The 22,490-nt window shown below is 71.8% G+C and carries 19 protein-coding genes; 15 read left to right on the top strand and 4 right to left on the bottom strand.

Annotated elements, in window-relative coordinates:
* Positions 1-122: 122 nt before the first annotated feature.
* Positions 123-1,280 (bottom strand): glycosyltransferase family 4 protein, encoded by a 1,158-nt coding sequence (locus tag FHS87_RS10210; protein ID WP_184517315.1) that lies wholly within the window; start codon positions 1,278-1,280, stop codon positions 123-125.
* 150 nt (positions 1,281-1,430) lie between these two features.
* Here FHS87_RS10210 and galE point away from each other — a divergent pair, with 150 nt between their 5' ends.
* The 3 genes from galE to FHS87_RS10195 are packed head-to-tail and all read left to right on the top strand — an operon-like array spanning position 1,431 to position 4,671.
* Complete coding sequence (galE, locus tag FHS87_RS10205; RefSeq protein ID WP_184517312.1) at positions 1,431-2,441, top strand: UDP-glucose 4-epimerase GalE; 1,011 nt, start codon at positions 1,431-1,433, stop codon at positions 2,439-2,441.
* A 2-nt stretch (positions 2,442-2,443) separates the two neighbouring features.
* Positions 2,444-3,514: a glycosyltransferase family 4 protein gene (locus FHS87_RS10200; RefSeq protein WP_184517286.1), complete on the top strand. Its 1,071-nt coding sequence runs from the start codon at positions 2,444-2,446 to the stop codon at positions 3,512-3,514.
* Between the two features lie 5 nt (positions 3,515-3,519).
* Complete coding sequence (locus FHS87_RS10195; RefSeq protein ID WP_184517283.1) at positions 3,520-4,671, top strand: hypothetical protein; 1,152 nt, start codon at positions 3,520-3,522, stop codon at positions 4,669-4,671.
* Between the two features lie 31 nt (positions 4,672-4,702).
* Here FHS87_RS10195 and FHS87_RS10190 read toward each other — a convergent pair whose 3' ends face one another.
* Together FHS87_RS10190 and FHS87_RS10185 are read right to left on the bottom strand one after the other, a co-directional pair.
* A complete protein-coding gene (locus FHS87_RS10190) occupies positions 4,703-5,446 on the bottom strand; it encodes a hypothetical protein (protein ID WP_184517281.1) in 744 nt (247 codons plus the stop codon).
* A gap of 29 nt (positions 5,447-5,475) precedes the next feature.
* The gene (locus tag FHS87_RS10185; RefSeq protein WP_184517278.1) at positions 5,476-7,824 is read right to left on the bottom strand and encodes a glycosyltransferase; all 2,349 of its coding nucleotides are present in this window, start codon (positions 7,822-7,824) and stop codon (positions 5,476-5,478) included.
* A gap of 174 nt (positions 7,825-7,998) precedes the next feature.
* Between FHS87_RS10185 and FHS87_RS10180 the strand changes: the two genes are divergently transcribed.
* From FHS87_RS10180 to FHS87_RS10170, 3 genes are all read left to right on the top strand, one after another.
* Positions 7,999-9,483, top strand: a complete 1,485-nt coding sequence (locus FHS87_RS10180; RefSeq protein ID WP_184517275.1) for a hypothetical protein — start codon at positions 7,999-8,001, stop codon at positions 9,481-9,483.
* Positions 9,480-10,745, top strand: a complete 1,266-nt coding sequence (locus FHS87_RS10175) for a glycosyltransferase (protein WP_184517272.1) — start codon at positions 9,480-9,482, stop codon at positions 10,743-10,745. The genes FHS87_RS10180 and FHS87_RS10175 overlap by 4 nt, the downstream gene beginning before the upstream one ends.
* A gap of 378 nt (positions 10,746-11,123) precedes the next feature.
* Positions 11,124-12,068 carry a nucleoside hydrolase gene (locus tag FHS87_RS10170; RefSeq protein WP_184517269.1) on the top strand — a complete coding sequence of 315 codons (945 nt, stop codon included), beginning with the start codon at positions 11,124-11,126 and terminating at the stop codon, positions 12,066-12,068.
* Positions 12,069-12,083: 15 nt separating this feature from the next.
* Here the strand turns inward: FHS87_RS10170 and FHS87_RS10165 are convergent, their stop codons facing one another.
* Entirely contained in the window at positions 12,084-12,371 is a 288-nt protein-coding gene (locus tag FHS87_RS10165) for a hypothetical protein (protein ID WP_184517266.1), read from the bottom strand.
* Positions 12,372-12,495: 124 nt separating this feature from the next.
* Here FHS87_RS10165 and FHS87_RS10160 point away from each other — a divergent pair, with 124 nt between their 5' ends.
* From FHS87_RS10160 to FHS87_RS10120, 9 genes are all read left to right on the top strand, one after another.
* A complete protein-coding gene (locus FHS87_RS10160) occupies positions 12,496-13,227 on the top strand; it encodes a glycerophosphodiester phosphodiesterase (RefSeq protein WP_184517263.1) in 732 nt (243 codons plus the stop codon).
* A 146-nt stretch (positions 13,228-13,373) separates the two neighbouring features.
* Positions 13,374-14,144 (top strand): ABC transporter ATP-binding protein, encoded by a 771-nt coding sequence (locus tag FHS87_RS10155; protein ID WP_376766431.1) that lies wholly within the window; start codon positions 13,374-13,376, stop codon positions 14,142-14,144.
* Positions 14,141-16,042 carry an AMP-binding protein gene (locus tag FHS87_RS10150; protein WP_184517258.1) on the top strand — a complete coding sequence of 634 codons (1,902 nt, stop codon included), beginning with the start codon at positions 14,141-14,143 and terminating at the stop codon, positions 16,040-16,042. The genes FHS87_RS10155 and FHS87_RS10150 overlap by 4 nt, the downstream gene beginning before the upstream one ends.
* A gap of 2 nt (positions 16,043-16,044) precedes the next feature.
* Positions 16,045-16,938: a branched-chain amino acid ABC transporter permease gene (locus FHS87_RS10145; RefSeq protein WP_184517254.1), complete on the top strand. Its 894-nt coding sequence runs from the start codon at positions 16,045-16,047 to the stop codon at positions 16,936-16,938.
* A gap of 4 nt (positions 16,939-16,942) precedes the next feature.
* Positions 16,943-18,010, top strand: a complete 1,068-nt coding sequence (locus FHS87_RS10140; protein ID WP_184517251.1) for a branched-chain amino acid ABC transporter permease — start codon at positions 16,943-16,945, stop codon at positions 18,008-18,010.
* A 50-nt stretch (positions 18,011-18,060) separates the two neighbouring features.
* The gene (locus tag FHS87_RS10135; RefSeq protein ID WP_184517248.1) at positions 18,061-19,347 is read left to right on the top strand and encodes an ABC transporter substrate-binding protein; all 1,287 of its coding nucleotides are present in this window, start codon (positions 18,061-18,063) and stop codon (positions 19,345-19,347) included.
* A complete protein-coding gene (locus tag FHS87_RS10130) occupies positions 19,347-20,186 on the top strand; it encodes an ABC transporter ATP-binding protein (protein WP_184517630.1) in 840 nt (279 codons plus the stop codon). The genes FHS87_RS10135 and FHS87_RS10130 overlap by 1 nt, the downstream gene beginning before the upstream one ends.
* A complete protein-coding gene (locus FHS87_RS10125; RefSeq protein ID WP_246418303.1) occupies positions 20,183-21,418 on the top strand; it encodes a phenylacetate--CoA ligase family protein in 1,236 nt (411 codons plus the stop codon). The genes FHS87_RS10130 and FHS87_RS10125 overlap by 4 nt, the downstream gene beginning before the upstream one ends.
* 80 nt (positions 21,419-21,498) lie before the next feature.
* On the top strand, positions 21,499-22,482 hold the full coding sequence (locus FHS87_RS10120) for an alpha/beta hydrolase (RefSeq protein WP_221299776.1): 984 nt from the start codon (positions 21,499-21,501) through the stop codon (positions 22,480-22,482).
* The last annotated feature ends 8 nt before the right edge of the window (positions 22,483-22,490 follow it).

The raw sequence follows: 22,490 nt of genomic DNA, 5'->3' as shown, positions 1-22,490 counted from the left end.
CGCCCCTGCGCCCGCCGGCGCTGTTGCGCCCGCCGGTGCCGCTGCGCCTCCGCCCGGCGTCGATTGCCAGCCCATGCCGTCCACGCGCCCCTTTTGCCGCCCCGCCTGCGCGGCCCATTATCTCACTCGCGCACGACTCCGTGAAGTGGTGGAAGGGTCAGGCGGCGCAACCGGGCGAGGTAGCGCGCGGTCATGGCCGTCGCGTCCCAGGCCGTGGCCATGCGCCAGGCCCGCGCCGCCCGCGCCGGCGCGGGGCCGTGGGCGTCCAGGCAGCCGGCCAGGGCATCGGCCATGGCACCGACATCCTCGGCATCGGCGATGGCCGCGAAATCCCCCGCCGCCGGTCCGAGCGCCTCCAGCGCCGCGGGGCTCGCGGCGACGGGGAGGTCGTGGGTGGCGGCCTCCAGGAAGGCGAGCGGCGCTCCCTCCAGCCGGGAGGGCATGACCAGCGCGTCCACGGCGGCCAGCAGCTCCGCCGGCCTGGGATGCTGGCCGAGCAGCCGGAGCGGATGGCCGGGCGGGGAGGCGCGGGCGAGTTCCTCCCCCAGGCTGCCCGTGCCGGCGCAGGCGATCACGCCTCCGGTGCGGCAGGCGAAGGCCTCGGCGAGGAGGGGCAGGTGATCGGCGCCCTTCGCCCGGTCCAGCCGGCCGAGGAACAGGGCGACGGGCGCATCGGCATCGAGGCCGAGCCGGGCGCGGAGCGCCGCCCGGCGGCCGGCTCGGTCCCCTGGCACGGGCGGATCCACCCCGTTCGGGATCGTGTCCACCCGCCCGGGCGGCAGGTCGAGGAAGCGCGAGACGCGGGCGGCGGTGGGCTCGGAGACGGCCACCCAGTCCGCCCACATGGCCGAGGCCGCGCGCAGGGCCTCCCCGTCCAGCCCAAGCGGGCGCTCCTCGCCGTGCGGCGCGAGATGGCAGACGACGAGGGTGGGGGTGCCCAGCTCCGCCAGCGCCTCCATCGCGCCCCCGGCCTGGTCCGGCCAGGGCAGGGGGAGCAGGACCACATCGGGATAGGCGGCGTCGAGGGCGGCGCGCGCCGCCTCGGCCTGGGCGCGGCGGGCCGTGTGGGGCAGGCCCCGGCGCCAGGCGAGCGGCAGGTCCAGCAGCACCCGGCCCGGGCCGGCCAGGGCGGGGTGGAGCGCCCCTGACGCGGCCAGGGTGACCTCCATCCCCAGGGCTCGCGCCGCATCGGTGACCCGCAGCGTGTGGGCCTCGGCCCCGCCGAACCGCTCCCCTGGAAAGAGGACGAGCAGGCGCGCCGTCCGCAAGGTCCTTGCCATGCGCCTTCTTCCAACGGACAGGTGATCGGGACAACCCTTGCGCGCGGGGGGCGTGGACGGTCATGCGGGGACCGGCTTCGGCGGCGCGCGGAAATGGGCTATACTGCCCCCGTCGCGCCGGCCGGGCGTGAACCTGGCCGAGGATGACGGATGGCAAGATACCTGGTGACGGGCGGCGCGGGTTATGTGGGCAGCCACATCGTCCTCGCGCTGCTGGAGCGCGGCGATGAGGTGGTGGTGCTGGACAGCCTGCGCCAGGGCCATCGCGGCGCGGTGCCCCCCGGCGCGGAGCTGGTCGTGGGGGAGCTGGGCAACCGCAAGACGGTCGAGGAGGTGCTGGCCGGCTGGCGCTTCGACGGCATCCTCCACTTCGCCGCCCTCTCCCTCGTGGGCGAGAGCATGCGCGAGCCGCTGCGCTATATCACGGAGAACGTGGGCAACACGCTCGGCCTGGCCGAGGCGGCGGTGCGCGCGGGGGTGATGCGCTTCGTCCTCTCCTCCACCGCGGCGCTCTTCGGCCTGCCCGACCGCATCCCCATCGACGAGACGGAGGCGATGAAGCCTGTCTCGGCCTATGGCGATTCGAAGCTGATGGCCGAGCGCGGGCTGGAATGGGCCGACGGCGCGCACGGGCTCCGCTCCGCCTGCCTGCGCTACTTCAACGCGGCCGGCGCCGATCCCGGCGGGCGGCTGGGCGAGGACCACGACCCCGAGACGCATCTCATCCCGAACGCGGTGAACGCCGTGCTCGGCCTCGGCCCGCCGCTGACGGTCTTCGGCACGGATTACGACACGCCCGATGGCACCGCGATCCGCGACTACGTCCACGTGACCGACCTCGCCGACGCCCATCTGCGCGTGCTCGACAAGCTGAAGGACGGCCCCTCCTGCCGTTACAATGTTGGCAGCGGCACGGGCGCCTCGGTGCTGGAGGTGATCGCGGCGGTGGAGCGCGCGGCGGGCAAGCCGGTTCCCTACAGCCTCGGGCCGCGCCGCGCGGGCGACCCGGCGGTGCTCGTCGCCTCCAACGCGAAGCTGCGGCGGGAGACGGGCTGGGAGCCAAAGCTCGGCTCGCTCGACGACATCGTGGGCACCGCCTATGCCTGGCGGGCGCGCAACCTGAAGGGCTACCGCGGCCTGGCAGCGGAGACGGCTGCCTGACCATGCGCCTCGCGCTCCTCATGAGCCACGCGGACCGGTCCATGGCGGGCGCGATGCGCGACATGCACTTCATGCGCTTCCTCGCCCGGGCGGGGGCGGAGATCGCCGTCTTCCGCCTCCATCCCGGGCCGGAGGTGGAGCGCGAGAGCTACCTGGAGGGGGAGGTGCCCGTCACCTTCGCCCCCTCCGACAATCCCGGCGAGATCCCGCACCGGCAGGTCTCGGCGGCGCTCGTCGGGGCCGTCAGGGACTTCGCGCCGGACGCAATCCTGATGAAGGGGCTGAGCTACCGGGTGAACGCCGCCCTACGCGAGGGGCTGGCGGACATGCCCGGCGGCGCCCCGCGCTTCGGCTTCGTCGTCGGCGGCAGCGTGACCGACCCCGTGCTGGACGCCGCCGATTTCGTCTTCGGCGAGTATCCCGAGCAGCTTCGCCGCCACTTCCCCCGCTTCGCGGCGGAGGGGCGCGCCTTCGTCATGCCGAAATACGTGGACCTGGACGCCACGCGCCCGGCCCCGCGGCCGGTGGAGCCGCTGCACGACATCATCAATGTCGGCGGCCTGCACGAGAAGCGGAAGAACCAGGAGGAGGTCGTTCCCTTCACGGATTCCTGGCGCGTGGTGCTCGTCGGCGGCGGGGTGCCGCGGCCGGAGGTGAAGGCCGCGGTGGCCGATCCCTCCCGGCTGACACTCGCCGGGCGCCTGCCGCAGCCCGAGGTGATCTCCCTCCTCAGGCGCTCCCGGATCATGGTGCATCCCTCCCGCATGGACGGCCTGCCGCGCGCGGTGGTGGAGGCCATGGCCTGCGGGCTCCCCGTGATCGTCTACCGCGACACGGTCTATGGCGGCTTCGTGGAGGGGCAGCACGGCTTCATGGTCGGGCCGGACTCCCTCCGCCCCGCGGTCGAGCTGCTGCTGCGCGAGGAAGGGCTGCGCCGGGTTATGGGCCGCCGCGCGCGCCGCCATGTCGAGGCGAGCCACGGGCTGCCGGCGCTGGCGCGTGCGGCCGATGCCTTCCTCGGCTTCCTCCGCGGCCAGCCGCATGTGCCGGTCGCGGCCGGGGTGGCGGGCTAGCTCCCATGTCGAAGCTCTCAGGAGCAGGGCTCTCAGGGGCAGCGCTCTCGGGCACGGAGGCGCGCCCGGGCCGCATCGTCTTCACCGGGGACGTGCTGCGGCCCGCCGATGCGGGCTTCCGCCCCTCCCAGACCGAGAACATCCTCTGGTTCCATCGCCTCGTCCGCGGCCAGGTCGCCGCGGCGTCGCGCCTCCCGGTCGAGGTGGTCGCTTGGGGCCGGGGCATCGATACGCCGCGCCTTTACGAGTTCTGGGAAGTCGAGAAGAGCTGGCGCGGCTGGGCCCGCATCTTCGACGCCGGCTTCGCTCCGGAGGGGGTGATGACGGAGATGGAGCGGGCCTATGGCGGCTCCGTCGTCATCGGCTTCGAACTGGCGGAATCGATGAAGCGGATCCTCAGCCTCCTGGGCATTCCCTTCGTCGATTTCGGCATCCACCCCATCCGCTTCCTCGACGACGTCTTCTTCGCCGTGCAGACGAACGACGCCGCCGTCTTCGAGGCCCTGCTGCCCGACCACGCGGAGGACAGCGCCTTCCTCGGCCCGGCGGGGCTGCTCGCGGCCTCCGCCCTCAAGTTCCGCCCGCGTCTGCAGGTGCCCGGCGAGACGCTGCTGGTGGGGCAGACCCGGATCGATCGCTCGCTCGTCCGCGACGGGCGCGTGGTGGACCTCTCGGACTTCGCGCCGGAGCTGCGCGCGGCGGTCGGGGAGGGCGGCATCACCTTCAAGCCGCATCCCTACGCGAACAGCGACTTCGGCGCGATCGCCGCGGGGTTCCCGCTGCGCGCCCTGCACGTGACCTATGAGAATATCTACGCGCTGATGGCCTCGGAGGAGATCCGGCAGGTGGTGGGCGTCAGCTCCTCCGCCCTGATGGAGGCCCGCTTCTTCGGGCAGGAGGCGCGCGTCCTCCACCAGTCGCCCTTCGATATCCCGGACCGCCGGGCGGATGCGGTGCCGGGCCAGCATCTCAGCATCGTCGAGAGCTGGGGAGACACGGACTTCTGGCGCCGCGCCCTCGCGCCGTTGACCCCCGTGACGCGCCCCGATGGCGAGCGCTTCCGCCGCCCGCCCAACGCGCTCCGGACCTCGCTGCGCAATTTCTGGGGCTTCAACGAGCTGTCGACCGACTTCCAGGTCGCGATCGCGCGGGGCTAGGGGGCAGCCCCGCCGCCCTGGCCTTGCCGGCTCAGCCCCGGCGCCGCCCCGCCGGCCGGGCGGAGAGGCTGCGGAAGCCGATGCCGAGCTTGCGCGTGTCGCGCCCCGTGGGGTCCGTCACCAGCGGCCCGAGCAGGACCAGCCCGAGGCTCGCGCCGGGAGCCTCGGCCCCTTCCCAGATGGCGGAGAAGCTGCCGCGATGGCCGTTGCGCAGGGCCATGGCGAGCTCCAGCGGCTCGCCATTGGCGAGGATGGTGACGGCCCCCTCGTTCAAGGGCTGGCGGAAGGGCAACTGCAGGTCGAACTCCAGCTCCACCCGCCCGGAGCCGAGATCGGGCAGCACGACGGAGGCGGCGGGCGCGAGACCACTCCAGCGCCAACTCTCCCGCCCATGTCCCTCGGCAGAGTGCCAGCCATAGCCGATGAAGCCAGGATCGGCCGCGTGGATCTCAACGGCCCCGGGACGCGGCGGGGGCGGCGCGGACCGGTCCTCCGGGATGTGCCGAAGCGGGTCGATCTGGAGCCAGTCCCCCCGGTCCCGCCGGTTCTCCATCGCGCCCTGCCGGGCCGCCTCGGCGGCGGCGGAAACGGCTCCCAGTTCCTGCACCAGCTGCTCCATGGCCTGCCGCAGGGCAGGCGGCAGCGGGGCGAGCGACGGGGCGAGGCGTGCCAGGATCGCCTCCGCGCGCAGCCGGGCCGCGGCGTCGGTGAGGGCGGTCTCGGCCTCGCGCATGGCGAGCAGGTCCAGTCCGTCGCTCGGGGTCTCAATCGGCATCGGGGAGAGGTTCTCCTGGGCGTCGCGGCTCAGGCCGCGCGCGCCTCGGGGCTGGTCGGGGCGGGGAGGGCCGGCATCCCGCCGGCCTCGCCCTCCCGCGTGACGGAGGGGGCGTGGAAGGTGAGCGCGAGGGCGGCGAGGGTGCGGCAGGCCGGGCGCGACGCGGGCGGGGCATAGCGGGCGCGGCCGAAGCGGAAAGCGCCTTCGCCGAGGATCTGGCGGCGCTGCGGGTCGCGGATGAGGCCGCGCAGATGGGCCACGAACTCCGCGCGGGAGCGCGCGACGAGATAGGCCGATCCCTCGCCCCCATGCATGCCGAAGGCGCCCTCTTCCGTCAGCACCGAGGGCAGGCCGCGGCAGAGATACTCCACCGTCTTGATCTTCAGCCCGCCGCCGTAGAAGACGGGGTTAATGCCGATGTCGGCGGTGTCGAGGAAATCGGCGGTGTCATCCACCTCGCCGTGGAGGATCAGCCCCGGCACGGCGGAGCCGGCCAGCGCGTCGCAGACCCGCCCGGCCACGTGCAGCTCCGCCCCGAGATCGGAGACGGCCGGCCAGACCTGGTCGATGAACCAGCGCAGCCCGTCCCGGTTCATCGGGCTGTCCCCCCCGATGAAGGCGATGCGCCGGACCTTCCGCGCGATGCGGGGCGCCGGCAGCTCGGCCACCGTGTGCGGCAGGAGGATGGAGCGGCCGGGAAGGGCGCCGTCGAGCAGCGCCTGCTCGGATTCCTGGATGGCGAGGACCGCCTCGAAGCCGCTCATGATGCCCAGCTCCTCCAGCACGCTCAGCCGGATGAAGTGCTCGCGGCCGAAATGCTCGAAGTTGCGGGTGCGCAGCGACATCACGTCATGGGTGTCCAGCACGCGCAGCGGCGGCGTGGGGCGGGCGTGCCGGAGATAGGAGAGGCGGATGTATTCCAGGATGAGGAGCTGGTGCCCGCGCTCCTCCAGCACGGCCTCCAGCGCGGCGAAGTGGCCGGCGTCGAACTGCCCGCGCTCGAAGCCGGTGAGGCGCGCATGGGGCGGCACGGGCCCGGCGCGGCGGCCGGCCGCGTCGGCGGGGGAGGAGAGCAGCCGCCCGCGACGGCCGAGGACGCGGGACGCCCTGCCGATGTCCTCCGGCTCCAGCCGGCCGAGGAACAGGGTGTCCACGTCCATCTCGCCGCGCAGGACGCGCAGCATGGCGGCGATGCGGGCCTGGTTCCCCAGGCTCTCGCGCCAGAAGGGGATGTCGGTGACGAGCAGGGCGCGCGGCCGGGAGACGAGGGCCGAGAGCGCCGCGCGGGAGCGGAAGGGGGCGATCTGCCGGCGCACCTCGCGCGCATAGCGCCGCGCCAGGGCCGCGCTCTCCCGCGCGACCTCGATGCGGAACCCGGGATCGCGGGCCCAGCGGCGCACGAAGCCCGCCGTGGCCACGGCATCGGCCGCGGCGTGGAAGGGCGCGCGGGCGCCGAGGCCGAGGAAGGCCTCCGCCGTGCCGATCACTGGCAGCCCGTGGGCGAGGGCCTCGACGGTCTTGATCTTCAGCCCCGTGCCGCCCTCATGCGGGTTCACCACGAGGTCGAGCCCGGCGAGGAAGTCGGCCGGCCGCTCCACCGCCCCGACCGGGAGGAGGCCGGGTCGGGCGGGTTCGGCGTAGCGCGAGGCGCCGCCGGCCACCTGCACCGTGGCCTCCAGGCTCTCCGGCTCCACCGCCTCCAGGAAGCGCGTGAGGGCGTGGCCGTTCAGGGGATTGCCGCTGCCGAGATAGCCGATCTGCAGCCCGTCCCGGGCCCTGCGGTCGAGCGGGGCCACCTCCGGCATGAAGCCCAGGGTCACGACCGGGGCCTCCGTGACCTCCTCGAAGAGCTGCCGCTCGTCGTCCTGGATGGCGAGGACGAGGTCGGCCCGGCCAAGGCCGCGCGCCTCCTCCTCGGGCGTGGTGTGGAAGAAGCCGACGGGCAGGCCGAGCGCCTGCAGCCGGCGATGGCGGTCGGCGAAGACGTCGTGCGTGTCGAGCACCCGGAGCGTGCCGGGGGGGAAGAGGTCCAGCGCGCGGCTGAGGAAGACGTACTCGACGAGGACGAGGTCGTAGGGGGCGGAGGCGGCGATCTCCGCGACGGCGGCCTCCACCTCGGGCGGGAACCAGTCGTCCAGCGCGAAGGTCTCGCCGAGGCCGGGCCGCTCCGCCCTCCGGTCGTAGGGGATGAGGTGCAGCGCGTCCCAGGCGGCGCGCATGGCCTCGATCGCCTCCTCCTCGACGGCCTCGCGCCGGATGAAGGCGAATTCCACGCGGTGCCCGAAGCCGCGCAGGGCCGAGACGAGGCCGTGGATGCGCTGTCGGTTGCCGGCATCCTGGGGATGGGTCGGCGTCGGCGAGATAACGAGGCAGCGCATCGGTTCAGGGATCGGTCCCGGGCATTCCGGCCGGGGAGGCTCCCGGTAGGCGCCCAGGATACCGGAGGCGGGGGGCGGGCGGTCAAGACCGCAACCGCCGCGTGCGTCGTCGCGCTTGCACCCGGGCACCCGAAGGGTGTTAATCACATGCAAGTGAACAGTAGCGGCGGCTGAATGTACTTCGAGTTCGGACAGGGGCTCCAGGCCGGGCTGGACTGCGCGGGCGAGGTGACGCCCGGGCAGGGAGCCTTTTTCGGCTGGGTACGCTATCCCGCGGGCGCTGCGCTCCGGATCAGGGTGGAGCAGGCCTCAGGAGGGCCGGTCGAGACCCTCCTGCTGGACCTCCATCCCAGGCAGGACATCGACTGCCCCGAGGGAATGGCGGTGGCGGGCTTCAGCCTGATCCACGACCTTCCGCCCCGCGGCCGCGGACGGTTGCTGGTGTTGGGCGCGGGCCCGGCGGAGACGGCCAGGGAGGTCGCGATCGACCTCCTCGCCTACGACCTTCCCTCCGACGTGCGAGCGGCGACCCACAACCGGGAATGGGGCGCGAACTTCAACCTCCTGCACGCCTCGGCCCTGGCCCCACAGCGCCTCCGGACCCTTGCGGCCGAGGAAGGCTCGCTCGGCATCTTCGGCGGGTGGCTCGACCGCCTGCCGCGGCTGGCGGGCGGGGCGGAGTGGTTCCTGGATTTCCAGCGGGTCTCGGCCGTGCTGCTCCCGACTGGCGAGCTGGCCGTCTCCGGCCGCCTCTCCCAGCCCGAGGCCGGGGAGAGGGTGCAGACCGCCGCCTGCCTTCTCGTGAGGTGGCCGGGAAGGGAGGAGATGCGCCCGCTCCCTGAGGAACGGCACGCGCCGCTCTCCGGCGGCTTCGCCCTGTCCGGCCGGGCGGAGGTCCCGCCCGATGCCTCGGTCGAGCTGGTGGTGCAGGTCCGGCGCGGCGGGCAGGGCTGGTGGTTCCGCGCGGAACCCGCGATGGCCGCGCTGCCCGACTTCCTCGACGCGCTCTCGCTCGCGGGCGGCGGGGCGGCGGGACCCGACGCGGCCGCGCTGCAGGGCTGGATGCGCGGGGTGCTGGCCGAGCGGAGCGAGGCGCTGCGGGGCCGGCTCTCCGCCCTGTCCCTCGCCGGCGTTCCCTCCCAGCCCGGCGGGACGGCCCTGTTCTTCGACCTCGATGACGACTTCGCCGGGCGCGTCCTGACCCTTCTCGCGCCGGTGATCGAGGCTCGCTTCGGGCGCGTCGTGCTGAGCGGCGCCGCCGCCGGGAAGGCCGGGGCGGCGCTGATGCGCCGGGGCCGGGTGGAGGTGTCGGTCGAGGCCGATGCGGAGGAGGCCCTCGCCTCGGCCGCCCGCGGGCCGGGACCGGTCGCCGCGATCGACACGGCCGCGCTCATCGACGCCGCGATCGAGGGGGATGCGGGGCGGCTGGCCGCGAGAGCGCTCCCCGCCGACCGACTGGCCGAGCTGGACGCGCTGCACGGGATGGCCGGGACGGGCGGGATGGAGAGCACGCTGCGCCGCGTGGTGGCCCTGATGGCCGGGGCGGAGGCGGGGGCGCTCACGGTACCGGCCGGGCGGTCCGACGCGCTCGGGGAGGTCGCGGCCGAGCATCTTCGCGAATTGTGGGAAATGGTGCCGGTGAGGGGCGTGGCGCGATGAGGAACCCTTCCGTCTGCATCATCGCCCACGCGCATCCGGACTTCTCGAAGGGCGGGGGGGAGACGGCGGCCTACCGCCAGTTCCAGACCCTGGCGGGGGAGGGCTGGGACGCGCGCTTCGTCAGCGCCGTCGAGCTTCCGGGCGGCCAGTCGCCCTCCGACCGGGGGGAGGCGGTGGCCCGCTACGGGGAGGCCGAGTACCTCTACGGCGTGGGCGGCATGGAGGAGGACCGCCTGTGGTGGCGCAACCCGGAGGAGCGGCGTGCCCTGGTGCGCCTACTCGCGGGGCTAGGCTCGGAGGTCTATCACTTCCACCACTACTGGCGCGTCGGGCTCGACCTCGTGGCCGAGCTGGCGGAGGCGCGGCCGGATGCGCGGATGGTGGTCACCCTCCACGAGATGCTGGCCATCTGCAGCCATCACGGCCAGATGGTCCGCACCCGCTCCCGCGAGCTGTGCAGGAAGGAGACGGCGCAGCGCTGCCTCACCTGCTTCCCGGACGGGACCCTTGAGCGGCTCCGGCTGCGCAAGGCGCTGATGATGGCCGGGCTCCGCCGCTTCGACCACCACCTCTATCCCAGCCACTTCATCGCCGAGCGCTACCGCGCCTGGGGCCTCTCGCCCGATACGGGGACGGTGCTGGAGAACTATCTCGGGGACGACCTCCTCGCCCTCCCGCGCAGGCGGCGGGACAGCGAGCGCCTGTCCGGGCGCTTCGCCTTCTTCGGCCAGCCAACGGAGTTCAAGGGCCTCGACGTGCTCATCCCCGCCTTCGCGGCGGCGCTGGCCGAGGATGCCGGCCTCGGGCTGACGATCTACGGTGCGACGGAGGCCGAGGCGCTGCGCTTCTTCCCCCAGCTGGAGCGCCCCATCGCCGCGGCGACGGACCGGATCACCTTCGCCGGCCGCTACGACGCCGCGGACGTGCTGGACCTCATGGGCTCGGTGGGCTGGGTGGTGATGCCCTCCGTCTGGTGGGAGAACTCGCCCGTGGTCATCCAGGAGGCCCGGCGCGCGGGAACGCCGCTGCTCGTCTCCGGAATCGGCGGCATGGCCGAGAAGGTGCAGGACGGGGTGGACGGCCTGCACTTCCGCGCCGGCTCCGCGCCCGACCTCACCCGCGCGATGCTGGAAGGGGCCGTGCCGGAGACCCATGCTCGCCTCTCAGCCAGCTTGCGGGACGTGATCGGGCGCGAGGAGTTCATCTCCACCCTTCGGGACATCTACCGCCCGGCGCCGCGGCGGGCCGCCCGGGCGGCCTGAGCGCTACTCCCGGCCAGGGGCCGGGAGCAGCAGCGCCGGACCGACCCGGCTGCGCGTGGCGCGGCCCGAGAGCCGCGTTTGAGGCTTGGGGGCGACGCATGGGCCAGCGTGCCACCCCGGGCAGCCCCATGTGATTCCGTGCTGTTTGCCGTCGTTCCGGGGCCGGCGTGGTAGCGGGCGGCCAGGGCTGGCATCCTGGCCGCGCCGCCACGGACGGAGACGCCCCATGCCAGCCCCCGACGTCCTCGCACCGCCCCGCATCGGAGGGGCAGCGCGTCCCGAAGGTCGGCAATACGACCCGCGGCTCGGGCTGAATGACACTTCTGGTGCGCGTGACGAGGCTTTCTCCCTCGGCGCCGCCGCGGCGGAGCCGGGGGGATGAGCGGGCCCGCCGCCCCGCGCCGCGCCGTCATCCTCGACTGCGATCCCGGCACCGACGACGCCCTCGCCCTCTGGCTCGCCCTCGCCTCGCCGGAGCTGGACCTGCGGATCGTCACGGTCGCGGGCGGCAATGCGGGGCTCGCCCGGACCCTGCCGAACGCCGCCGCGGTGGTAGGGCTGGCCGGCTCCGTCGTGCCGGTGGTGCCGGGGGCGGACCGGCCGCTCCGCGGTGCCTTCGCCGGGGAGCGCGCGGTGCATGGCGAGGACGGGCTGGCCGGCATCGTCCTGCCCCCTGGGCCGCCCCCTGTGCAGGCCGTGGCGGCGGACGCGATCCGCGAGTTGCTGCGCGCGGCGCCCGCCGGGGCCTACACGTTGGTCGGGATCGGCCCGGCGACGAATCTCGCCCTCGCCCTGGCGACCGAGCCCGCCCTGGCGGACCGCGTGGCGGAGATCGTGCTGATGGCCGGTGCCTGGGGCGAGGGGAACCTGACCCCGGCCGCCGAGTTCAACGCCGCGAGCGACCCGGAGGCGCTGGACATCCTTCTCGCTTCCGGCGTGCCGACGACGCTGGTCACGCTCGAGCTGACGGCCCAGGCGCTGGTCACGCCCGCGAGGATCGCGGCCATGCGCCGCCTCGGCACGGGCGCCTGCCTCCGTGCGGCCTGCGACATCATGTCGGCCGTTCCTCCCTCGCGCCGCCTGGGCGGGGAGGGGCACCCGCTGCACGATCCCTGCGCCGTCGCCTGGCTGGTCGCACCCGAGCTGTTCGGGGCGAGGAGCGCAGGGCTTCGCATCGAGTGCGGGGAGGGGCCGGGCCGCGGGCGAACCTACATCGATCGCTGGGGCAAGATGCCCACCGGCGCCCGGATCACCCTTCCCGAGACGCTCCGGGCGGACGGCTTCTTCCAGCTGCTCGGCGGAAGACTCGCCCGGCTGCCCTGAGCCGCGTGGGGCCTTTCACTCGGCCGTCTCGCAGAGGCTCTCCGCGATCCAGGCCTCGACCTCCGGCTCCACGCCCCAGCTGCGGAGCTGCGAGGTGGCCGGGGCGATGATGAGCCTCCCCGCCAGCCCCGCGCGGATGAGGGCCCCGCGGAGATGGGAGAGGAGGTAGCCGGCCGAGACGCTCGTATCCACGAGCATGCCGCAGCCGAACATCGAGTGGCTCTCGCTCAACTCCCAGACGGCGGCTTCCAGGACCTCCGTGCCGCCCGGCGGCAGGTCGTGGAGCACGAGACAGAGGGGCATCTTGCTGATCCGGCTGAGTGTTCCCGGTCCCTTCCCGGGGGGTCGGGCGAGGTTTACAAATCCCCCTCTCGCCTGATCCAGGCCAGGATCACAGGGCAGGCCACGCAGATCAACCGGATTCAGAATGACAGAGATCATAGCCCATCGCGGGGGCGCCATCCTGTGGCCGGAAAACAGCATGTCGGCCTTCCGCAACGCCATCGCGGCGGGCGTGGACGCGGTGGAGTGCGACGTCCACCTCTCCGCCGACGGCGAGCCGATGGTCATGCACGACGCCACGCTGGAGCGGACGAGCAACGGCCAGGGGCCGCTCGCGGCGCGGAGCGCGGATGAGCTGGCCGGGCTGAAGCTCGTCTCGGCGGGCGGGGAAGGCGTGCCGCGCCTCTCCGACCTTCTCGGCCTGGTGGCGCAGGGGCGGACGGGCCTCCAGGTGGAGGTGAAGGCGAATGCGCAGGGGCGCCCCGATCCGCGGCTGCTGGCACGGGTCCTGACGGAGCTGGACCGCTTCGGGCTGCGGGCCCGCACCGAGATCATCGTCTTCGAGGCCGAAATCGCGGCCGCGGCGGTCCAGGCCGGCGGTTTGCGGAACGTCGCCTGGCTCTTCGCCCCCGCGATGATCCGCCATCTCGGGCTGGAGGGGGTGGTGGCGATCGCCCGCCGTACCGGCGCGAGCATGGTCGAGACCCACGAGTCGGCGGTGAATGCGGACGTCCTCGCCACGCTCCGCGGTGCCGGGCTGCGCGTCGGCGCCTGGGGGGCGAACCGCGAGCCGGCGATCGCGCGCATGCTGGATCTGGGGCTGGACGCCGTCGCCACCGACGATCCCGTCCTCGCCTTGTGGCTCCGCCGGCGCTAGCGCGCTTCACAACCCACGGTGGCGCCGGCCCTCCCGGCGCACAAGGTGCTTGCCGAGGCCGCCCGCGGCCCTCATGCTTCCCTCAACAAAGAATTCGAGGGAGCGTCTGGGTGGGCGAGCATGCGCCAATCCTGCAGGTTGATTCCGTGTCCCTCCGCTTCGGCGGGATCAGGGCGCTGACGGATGTTTCCTTCGCCGTCGGGCGCGGCGAGGTGTTCTCGATCATAGGGCCGAACGGCGCGGGCAAGACCTCGATGGTCAACTGCGTCTCCGGCCGCTACCGCCCGACCGAGGGGCGCGTGCTGTTCGACGGGCAGGACATCACGCGGTTGCGCCCCAATCGCCGCGCGGCTCTCGGCCTCGGCCGCACCTTCCAGAACCTCGCGCTGTTCGGGCATATGAGCGTGCTCGACAACATCATGGTGGGCCGCCACCACCTCCTGAAGTCCGGCTTCCTCTCAGGCATGGCCTACTGGATCGGCGGCGCTCAGAAGGAAGAGCTGGCGCATCGGCGCGAGGTCGAGGAGATCATCGACTTCCTCCAGATCCAGCACATCCGGAAGGCCCAGGCGGGCACGCTCTCCTACGGATTGCGCAAGCGCGTCGAGCTGGCGCGCGCCGTCGCGCTGCGGCCGAAGCTCATCCTTCTCGACGAGCCGATGGCCGGCATGAACCTTGAGGAGAAGGAGGACATGGCGCGCACCATCCTCGATCTGAACGAGGAATGGGGCATGACCATCCTGATGATCGAGCACGACATGGGCGTGGTGATGGACATCTCCCACCGCGTCATGGTCCTCGATTTCGGGCGCAAGCTCGTGGAGGGACGGCCGGAGGAGGTGCTCGCCCATCCCGAGGTGCGCCGCGCCTATCTCGGCGAGGCGGAAGAGGCGCCGGCCGAGGCGATGCCGGCATGAGCGCCGCGATGGCGCCCGAGGACACACTTCCCCGCCTGCTCCGCCGCAACGCGCGGGGCCATGGCGCGGAGGTCGCGCTGCGGGAGAAGGACCTCGGCATCTGGCGGAGCATCACCTGGGCCGAGTACGAGGCGCGCACCCGCGCCATCGCGCTCGGCTTGCGCAATCTCGGCATCGGCGAGGGCGAGGTGATCGCGCTGCTCGGCGACAACCGGCCGGACTGGATCATGGGCGAGATCGCGGCCCACGCGCTCGGGGCCCGCTCGCTCGGCCTCTACCGCGACGGGCTGGAGGAGGAGGTCGCCTATCTCCTCGCCTATGCCGGCGCGACCGTGGTGATCGCCGAGGATGAGGAGCAGGTCGATAAGCTCCTCAACATCGCGGAAGCCGTGCCGGGGCTTCGCCACATCATCTATTCCGACCCGCGCGGGATGCGGAAATACGCCGATCCCCGGCTGCTCCCCATGGCCGAGCTCGTGGCGCGCGGAGAGGCCGCCCACGCCGCCGATCCCGCCGCCTGGGACGCGCTCGTGGACGCGACCGACGGCGAGCGCACCGCCATCCTCTGCACCACATCGGGCACCACGGCGCGGCCGAAGCTCGCTATGCTCTGCGGCCGCGCGATGGTCCGCCACGCCGAGACCTATCTCGCGGCTGACCCGAAGGGCCCCGGCGACGAGTATGTGTCTGTTCTTCCGCTGCCCTGGATCATGGAGCAGATCTACGTCCTCGGCTTCGGGCTGGTCGCGCGCATGCGGGTCTCCTTCGTCGAGGAGCCCGAGACGATGATGGCCGATTTCCGCGAGATCGGGCCGAGCTTTGTGCTCTTCGCGCCGCGCGTGTGGGAATCGCTCGCCGCCGATGTGCGCGCGCGCGTGATGGACTCCTCCCCCCTCAAGCGCCGCGCCTTCGACTGGGGGATGAAGCTCGGCCTGGCGGCGCAGGCCAAGGGGCGGCGCTCGCGGCTGGCCGACCTCATCCTGTTCCGCGCGCTCCGCGACCGGCTGGGCTTCACGCGCCTCACCTCGGCCGCGACGGGCGGGGCTGCAATGGGGCCGGACACCTTCCGCTTCTTCCAGGCCATGGGCGTGCCGCTGCGCCAGCTCTATGGCCAGACGGAGCTGCTCGGCGCCTATACCCTGCACCGTCCGGAGGACGTGAACTTCGACACGGTCGGCGTCGCCTTTGAGGGCGTGGAGTTGAAGGTCGACGAGCCGGACGCGAACGGCGTCGGCGAGATCCTGACGCGTCATCCCAACATGTTCCACGGCTACCACGGCGTGGAGGGGGTTCCGGACCTGCGGGACGGATGGATGCATACGGGGGATGCCGGCTACTTCGACAAGTCGGGCCATCTCGTCGTCATCGACCGCGTGAAGGATATCGCGACCACGTCGCGGGGCGACCGGTTCAGCCCGCAGTTCATCGAGAACAAGCTGAAGTTCAGCCCCTACGTGGCAGAGGCCGTGGTGCTGGGGAATGAGCGTCCGCACCTGACGACCCTGATCTGCATCCGCTTCCCCATCGTCTCGAAATGGGCCGAGCGGAACCGCATCGCCTTCACGACCTACTCGGATCTCTCCTCGCGGCAGCAGGTTCTCGACCTCCTCCGGGGCGAGGTCGAGAAGGTCAACGCGACCCTCCCGCCGGCCCAGCAGATCCGCGACTTCGTGCTGCTCTACAAGGAGCTGGACGCGGATGACGAGGAGCTGACGCGCACGCGCAAGGTGCGGCGCGGCGTCATCAACGAGAAGTACGGCCCGATCATCGAGGCGATCTACGCCGGCGAGAGGAGCATCCCGGTGGACACGACCATCACCTTCCAGGACGGCACAAAGCAGCGGATCCGCACCGTGCTGGGCGTCGTCTCCACCGAGGCGCAGAGGGAGATGGCCTAGGCATGGACGGCGCGCTCCTCTTCCAGCTCCTTCTGAACGGGCTCATCGTCGGCGCGCTCTACGGCGTGGTCGCGATGTCCTTCGTGCTCATCTACAAGGCCAGTCAGGTCGTGAACTTCGCCCAAGGCGAGTTCCTCCTCGTCGGTGCCTGGATGTGCTGGTGGCTGCTGACAGACTGGCAGCTTTCCTTCATTCCCGGATTCCTGCTCACCCTCGCCTTCATGACGCTCTTCGGCATCATCCTTCAGGTCGTGGTGCTGCGGCCGTTGATCGGTGAGCCCGTCATCAGCGTCATTATGGCCACGATCGGCCTTGGGATCTTCTTCCAGGCCCTGATGAAATGGATCTTCGGCGTCTTCGCCAAGCCCTTCCCCGCTGTCTTTGCGGCGGAGCGGGTTTCGGTGCTCGGGCTCGAGGTGCAGACCGCCTATCTTCTCTCCCTCGGCATCTCGATCGCCATCATGGCGGGTTTCGGCTGGTTCTTCCGCTACTCCCGCTACGGCCTCGCCATGCGGGCCACGGCTTTTGACCAGCAGGTGGCGCAGTCGCTCGGCATCTCCGTGCCGCGGGTCTTCGCCATGTCCTGGGCGATCTCGGCCGTGGTCTCCGCGGTGGCCGGCGTGACGGTCGGCATGGTGAACGGGGTGTCCTCCGCGCTCTCGATCTACGGCATCAAGGTGTTTCCCGCCGTGATCCTGGGCGGGCTCGATTCCATCGTCGGCGCCGTGCTGGGCGGGCTGATCGTCGGCGTGCTGGAGAACCTGGCCCAGTACGTGGACAGCCAGTGGCTGAACTGGGGCAACATGTACCAAGTGGCCCCTTTCTATGCCCTCCTGCTGATCCTGCTGATCAAGCCCTACGGCCTGTTCGGCACGAAGAACATCGAGCGGATCTGACGCGATGACGGTGATGAACCCCGCCGGCGACTTCCGCACGAGCTACCGTGCCGACACCACCATCTTCCCCACGCTCGGCAGCCGGGTGGCGCTCTGGCTGGGCCTCGCCCTGATCTGCTGCGCGCCGCTCGTGCTCGACCGCTACTTCCTCGGCCTGCTCATCAATGTCGGCACGCTCGGGATCGCGGCGCTGGGGCTGAACATCCTGGTCGGCTTCACCGGCCAGATCAGCATCGGCCATGCCGCCTTCTTCGGCTTCGGTGCCTTCGCCTCGGCCTGGATGCACGAGACGTTCCACATTCCCGTGCTGCTCTGCATCCCGCTGGCCGGGGTACTGACCGCCGCGGTCGGGCTGATTTTCGGCGCGCCGGCCGGCCGGCTCAAGGGCCTCTATCTCGCGATCGCGACCCTCGCCGCGCAGTTCATCCTGGAGGACTTCTTCGCCCGCGCCCGCTGGTTCACCGGGGGCGTCGCCGGGCGCATCACTGAGTCGCCCAGGATCGGCAGCTTCGCCTTCGACCGCGAGGAGAGCTACTTCTACCTCGTCCTCGCCTTCGTCATCGTGATGTTCGTGGCCGCCGCGAACCTGATGCGAACGCGGGACGGGCGGGCGCTGGTCGCCGTGCGGGACCATTACCTCTCGGCCGAGATCATGGGCATCAACCTCGCCTACTACCGGACGCTCTCCTTCGGCATCGCGAGCTTCTACGCGGGGATCGGCGGCGCGCTCTACGCGCACCACCTCCTCTTCGTCAGCGTCGAGGCCTTCAACATTCTCTTCTCCATCCAGTTCCTCAGCATGGTGATCATCGGGGGGCTGGGCTCGATCATGGGCAGCCTCATGGGCGCGGCCTTCATGGTCGCGCTGCCGGAGGTGGTTCAGGCTGGCGCGGATGCGATCGCGGGGAGCGCGGTGGATCGTGCGCTGAGGATCGGGGGCAACATCTCCTTCCTGCGGGAGATGGCCATCGGCGCGGCGATCATCCTCTTCCTCATCTTCGAGCCGGACGGGCTTGCGCGCCGGTGGAAGCTGATCAAGTCGTATTGGAAGCTCTACCCGTACTCGCACTAGCAAGCTCGCAACATACCGAGCCGCGCGAAGCGGCCGATGGAGGGAAGCGGATGAAGAAGGTGGCCCTGGTACTCGCGGCGGGCGTTGCGGCGGCCGCGCCGGCGGTGGCGCAGCAGCGCATTCCGGTCGGGCATCTGATGGACAATTCCGGCGCGACGTCGGATGTCGGCGTGCCCTATGGGCAGGGCGTCGCGGACACGCTGGCCTGGGTGAACCAGACACGCAACGGCGTGAGCGGCCGTCAGCTCAACGTGCTCGGCTTCGACTATGGCTATCAGGCCCCGCGCGCCGTGAGCCAGTACCAGGCCTGGACGGGGCGGGAACGCGTCGTCGCCATCCAGGGCTGGGGGACGGCGGACACCGAGGCGCTGGTGCGCTTCGTCAACCGCGACCGGATCCCCTTCGTCTCCGGCTCCTATTCCGCGGCGCTCACCGATGCCGGCGGCAAGTCCGGGCGGCAGGGCGTCGAGGCCTCGCCCTACAACTTCTTCTTCGGCCCGTCCTACTCGGACGCGCTGCGCGGCATGCTGCGCTGGGCCGCCGATGACTGGAAGGCGCGCAACGGGCAGGGCCGGCCGAAATACGTCCATATGGGCGGCAACCATCCCTATCCGAACTCGCCGAAGGAGGCGGGCGAGGCGATGGCGCGCGAGCTCGGCTTCGATGTCCTGCCAGCCATCCAGTTCGCGCTCGCGCCGGGCGACTACACCTCGCAGTGCCTGACGCTGAAGCAGCAGGGCGTGAACTACGCCTATCTCGGCAACACGGCCGGCTCCAACATCTCCGTGCTGCGCGCCTGCCAGACGGCGGGGGTGCAGGTGCAGTTCATGGGCAATGTCTGGGGCATGGACGAGAACGCGATGAAGGCGGCGGGCTCGGCCGCGAACGGCGTCGTCTTCCCCGTCCGTACCCAGGTCGTCACGGGGCAGGACGCGCCGGGAATGGAGACGATCCGCGCGATCAGCCGCATCTCCGATCCCGCTGGCAGCACCTATCGCCCTGTCCATTACCTCGCCGGCGCCTGCGCCGCGATGCTGATGGTGGAGGCGATGGACACGGCCGCCGCCAATGGCGGGCAGATCACGGGCGAGCGCATCCAGAAGGGCTTCTACGAGCGCAGCAACTGGGTTCCGCGCGGCTTCGAGGGGGTCTGCACGCCCTCCACCTTCACGCCGGACGACCACCGCGGAACGATGCGGGTTGCGATCTACCGCGCGGTCGTGAGCGGGGACACCTCCCAGGGAAGCGTCGGGGATCTCATGCGCGCGGGCACGATGCGGCTCGAGCCGGTGACGACGGTGGAGCTCGAGCGCAAGCGTGAGCTGCTGGGTTGGTGATGCTCGACGCCGCGCATCGTCCCGCGCCCGTGGGGGCGGCGCCCGTCGCGCCGCCCTTGCTGGAGGTCTCCAACATCGAGGTCGTCTACAACGACGTCATCCTCGTGTTGCGTGGCCTCTCCCTCTCCGTTCCCAAGGGCGGCATCGTCGCGCTGCTCGGGGCCAATGGCGCGGGGAAGTCCACGACCCTCAAGGCCATCAGCGGGCTCCTGAAAACCGAGGAAGGGCAGGTCACGCGCGGCGAGGTGCGCTTCGCCGGGGAGCGCATCGACGGCATCGATCCCCATGAGATCGTCCGCCGCGGCATCTTCCAGGTGATGGAAGGACGGCGGATCGTGGCGGACATGACCTGCCTCGAGAATCTCCGCCTCGGCGCTTTCACGCGGAGCGACGGCGATATCAAGCGCGACATCGAGATGGTGTACTCCTATTTCCCGCGCCTTAAGGAGCGCACGGGGCTGGCGGGCTATCTCTCCGGCGGGGAGCAGCAGATGCTGGCGATCGGCCGCGCGCTGATGGCCCGGCCGAAGCTCATCCTGATGGACGAGCCCTCCATGGGCCTCTCGCCGCTGCTGGTGCGGGAGGTGTTCGGCATCATCCGGCGGATCAATGCCGAGCTGGGCGTGACCATCCTGCTGGTCGAGCAGAACGCGCGCATGGCGCTCTCCGTCGCCGACTACGGCTATGTGATGGAGCAGGGAAAGGTGGTGCTGGACGGCACGGCCGAGGCGCTCTCCTCCAACGAGGACGTGAAGGAGTTCTACCTCGGCGGCCACGGGGCGGAGCGGAAGTCCTTCCGCAACCTCAAATCCTACAAGCGCCGGAAGCGCTGGCTTTGAGCCCCTTCTACGACGCGCTGGAGACGAGAGAGCCCGCACAGCGCGAGGCGGCGCTGATGTCGCGCCTTCCGGGCTTCCTCGCCCGCGCGGCGGCCGGCTCGCCGCATGCGGCGCGGGTGCTGCATGGCGTGGAGCCCGCGGAAGTCGACTCCCGTGGGGCGCTCGCGCGGCTCCCCGTCACGCGAAAGTCGGATCTGATCGCCTTGCAGTCCGCGGAGCCGCCGCTCGGCGGGCTCAACGGCGTGCCGGTCGCCTCGCTCGCGCGCATCTTCGTCTCCCCGGGGCCGATCCACGAGCCGCAAGGGCAGGGCACCGACAGCTTCCGCTTCGCCCGCGCGCTGCACGCCACGGGGCTGCGCGCGGGCGATGTGATGCAGAACTGCTTCTCCTATCACTTCACCCCGGCCGGCTTCATGCTGGAGGGGGGCGCGCGGGCGCTCGGCTGCCCCGTCATCCCCGCGGGGACCGGCAACACCGAGGCCCAGGCGCGCGCGATGGCGCATCTCCGGCCGCGCGCCTATTCCGGCACGCCGGACTTCCTGCGCACCATCCTGGAGCGCGCGGACGAGCTCGGGCTCGACGTGTCGTCGCTCCGACTCGGCCATGTCTCGGGCGGTGCCTTCCTGCCCTCCCTCCGTGCCTTCTACGGGGATCGCGGGCTGACGGTGCTGCAGTCCTACGCCACGGCCGAGTGCGGCGTGATCGCCTATGAGAGCGAGGCGCGCGAGGGGCTGATCCTCGACGAGGAGGTGATCGTCGAGATCGTGCGCCCCGGCACCGGCGACCCCGTGGCGGAGGGCGAGGTGGGCGAGGTCGTCGTCACCGTCTTCGACGAGGCCTATCCGCTCATCCGCTTCGCGACCGGAGACCTCTCGGCGTTCATGCCGGGCGGCAGCCCTTGCGGGCGGACCAACGCGCGCATCCGCGGCTGGATGGGCCGCGCGGACCAGGCGGCGAAGGTGCGTGGCCTCTTCATCAGGCCGGAGATGGTGGCGGCGATCGCGAAGGGTATCCCCGGCCTCGGCCGCCTGCGCCTCCTCGTCTCAGAGACCGAGGGGCGGGACAGGATGGAACTGCGCGCCGAGGCGCCGGAGGTTCCGGGCCTGCGCGACAGGCTGGCCGACGCCCTCCACGCTATCACGCGGCTTCGCGGGGAGGTTGCGCTGGTGCCGCCGGGCAGCCTACCGAACGACGGCAAGGTGATCGACGACACCCGCCCTGCGCCGGGGTGAGGCGCGTCGCTTGCCGTCACGCACCGGCCATCGAACGCCTGACCGCGTCGGCGGGGGCTCATCTTCAGGAAAACCGTGCTGTGAGATCTGGAACCCTGTTTCCCGCACCCACCCGCGCGGCGCTGCTCGCCATCGCCCTCCTGGCCCTCGGCCTGACAGGCGCTGGTGGGGCCCATGCCGTCGCGCCGGCCGATGGACAGGAGATCCCGCTCTGGCCGGCCGACCCGCCGGGCTCCGCGCGCTTCGCCGCGGCCCAGGAGGTGATCGAGCGCAGCCGCGACCCCGGGATCCAGGACCGCGCCGTCCTGAACATCACGCGGCCGCAACTCGTCATCTTCCGCCCCGAGCGCCCGAATGGCACGGCGCTGCTCGTCACACCCGGCGGCGCCTACCAGCGCGTGGTGATCGACAAGGAGGGTGAGGAGGTCGCCCGTCGCCTGAACCGCGACGGCATCACTGTCTTTCGCCTTGTCTACAGGCTGCCGGGCGGCGGCCAGGCCACCGACGCGCCGCTGATGGACGCGCAGCGCGCGATGCGCCTGATCCGCCACAATGCCCGGGACTGGGGTCTCGACCCCCAACGGATCGGCATGCTCGGCTTCTCCGCCGGCGGGCACCTCGCGGCGCAGCTGGCCACCGGCTTCGAGCGCAGGGTCTACCAGCCGCAGGACGCCGCCGACGCCCTCCCGGCACGCCCCGACTTCCTGGCGCTCGGCTATCCCGTGATCTCCATGGACCCCGCCATCACCCACGCCGTTTCGCGCGAGGAGCTGCTCGGCAAGACGCCCCTGGGAGAGCTGGTAGAGGCGAACTCGCCCGAGCGGCACGTGAGCAAGGCCCTGCCGCCCAGCTTCATTTTCGGTGCCAGCGACGACGACGCGGTGCCCGTGGCAAACGCCCTGGCCTTCTACGGCGCCGCAGCGCGCGCAGGCGTGCCGGCGGAGCTGCACCTCTTCCGGCAGGGCGGGCACGGTTTCTCCATCCGCCTCGTCGCCGGGATGCCCGCGGCGGAATGGCCGGGGCTGCTGGTGAACTGGATGCGGTCCATCAGAATGGCGCCCTGACGGGAAAG

This window comes from Muricoccus pecuniae (assembly GCF_014199205.1).
Lineage (GTDB): Bacteria > Pseudomonadota > Alphaproteobacteria > Acetobacterales > Acetobacteraceae > Roseomonas > Roseomonas pecuniae.
This window is presented reverse-complemented; position numbering and strand designations above follow the sequence as displayed.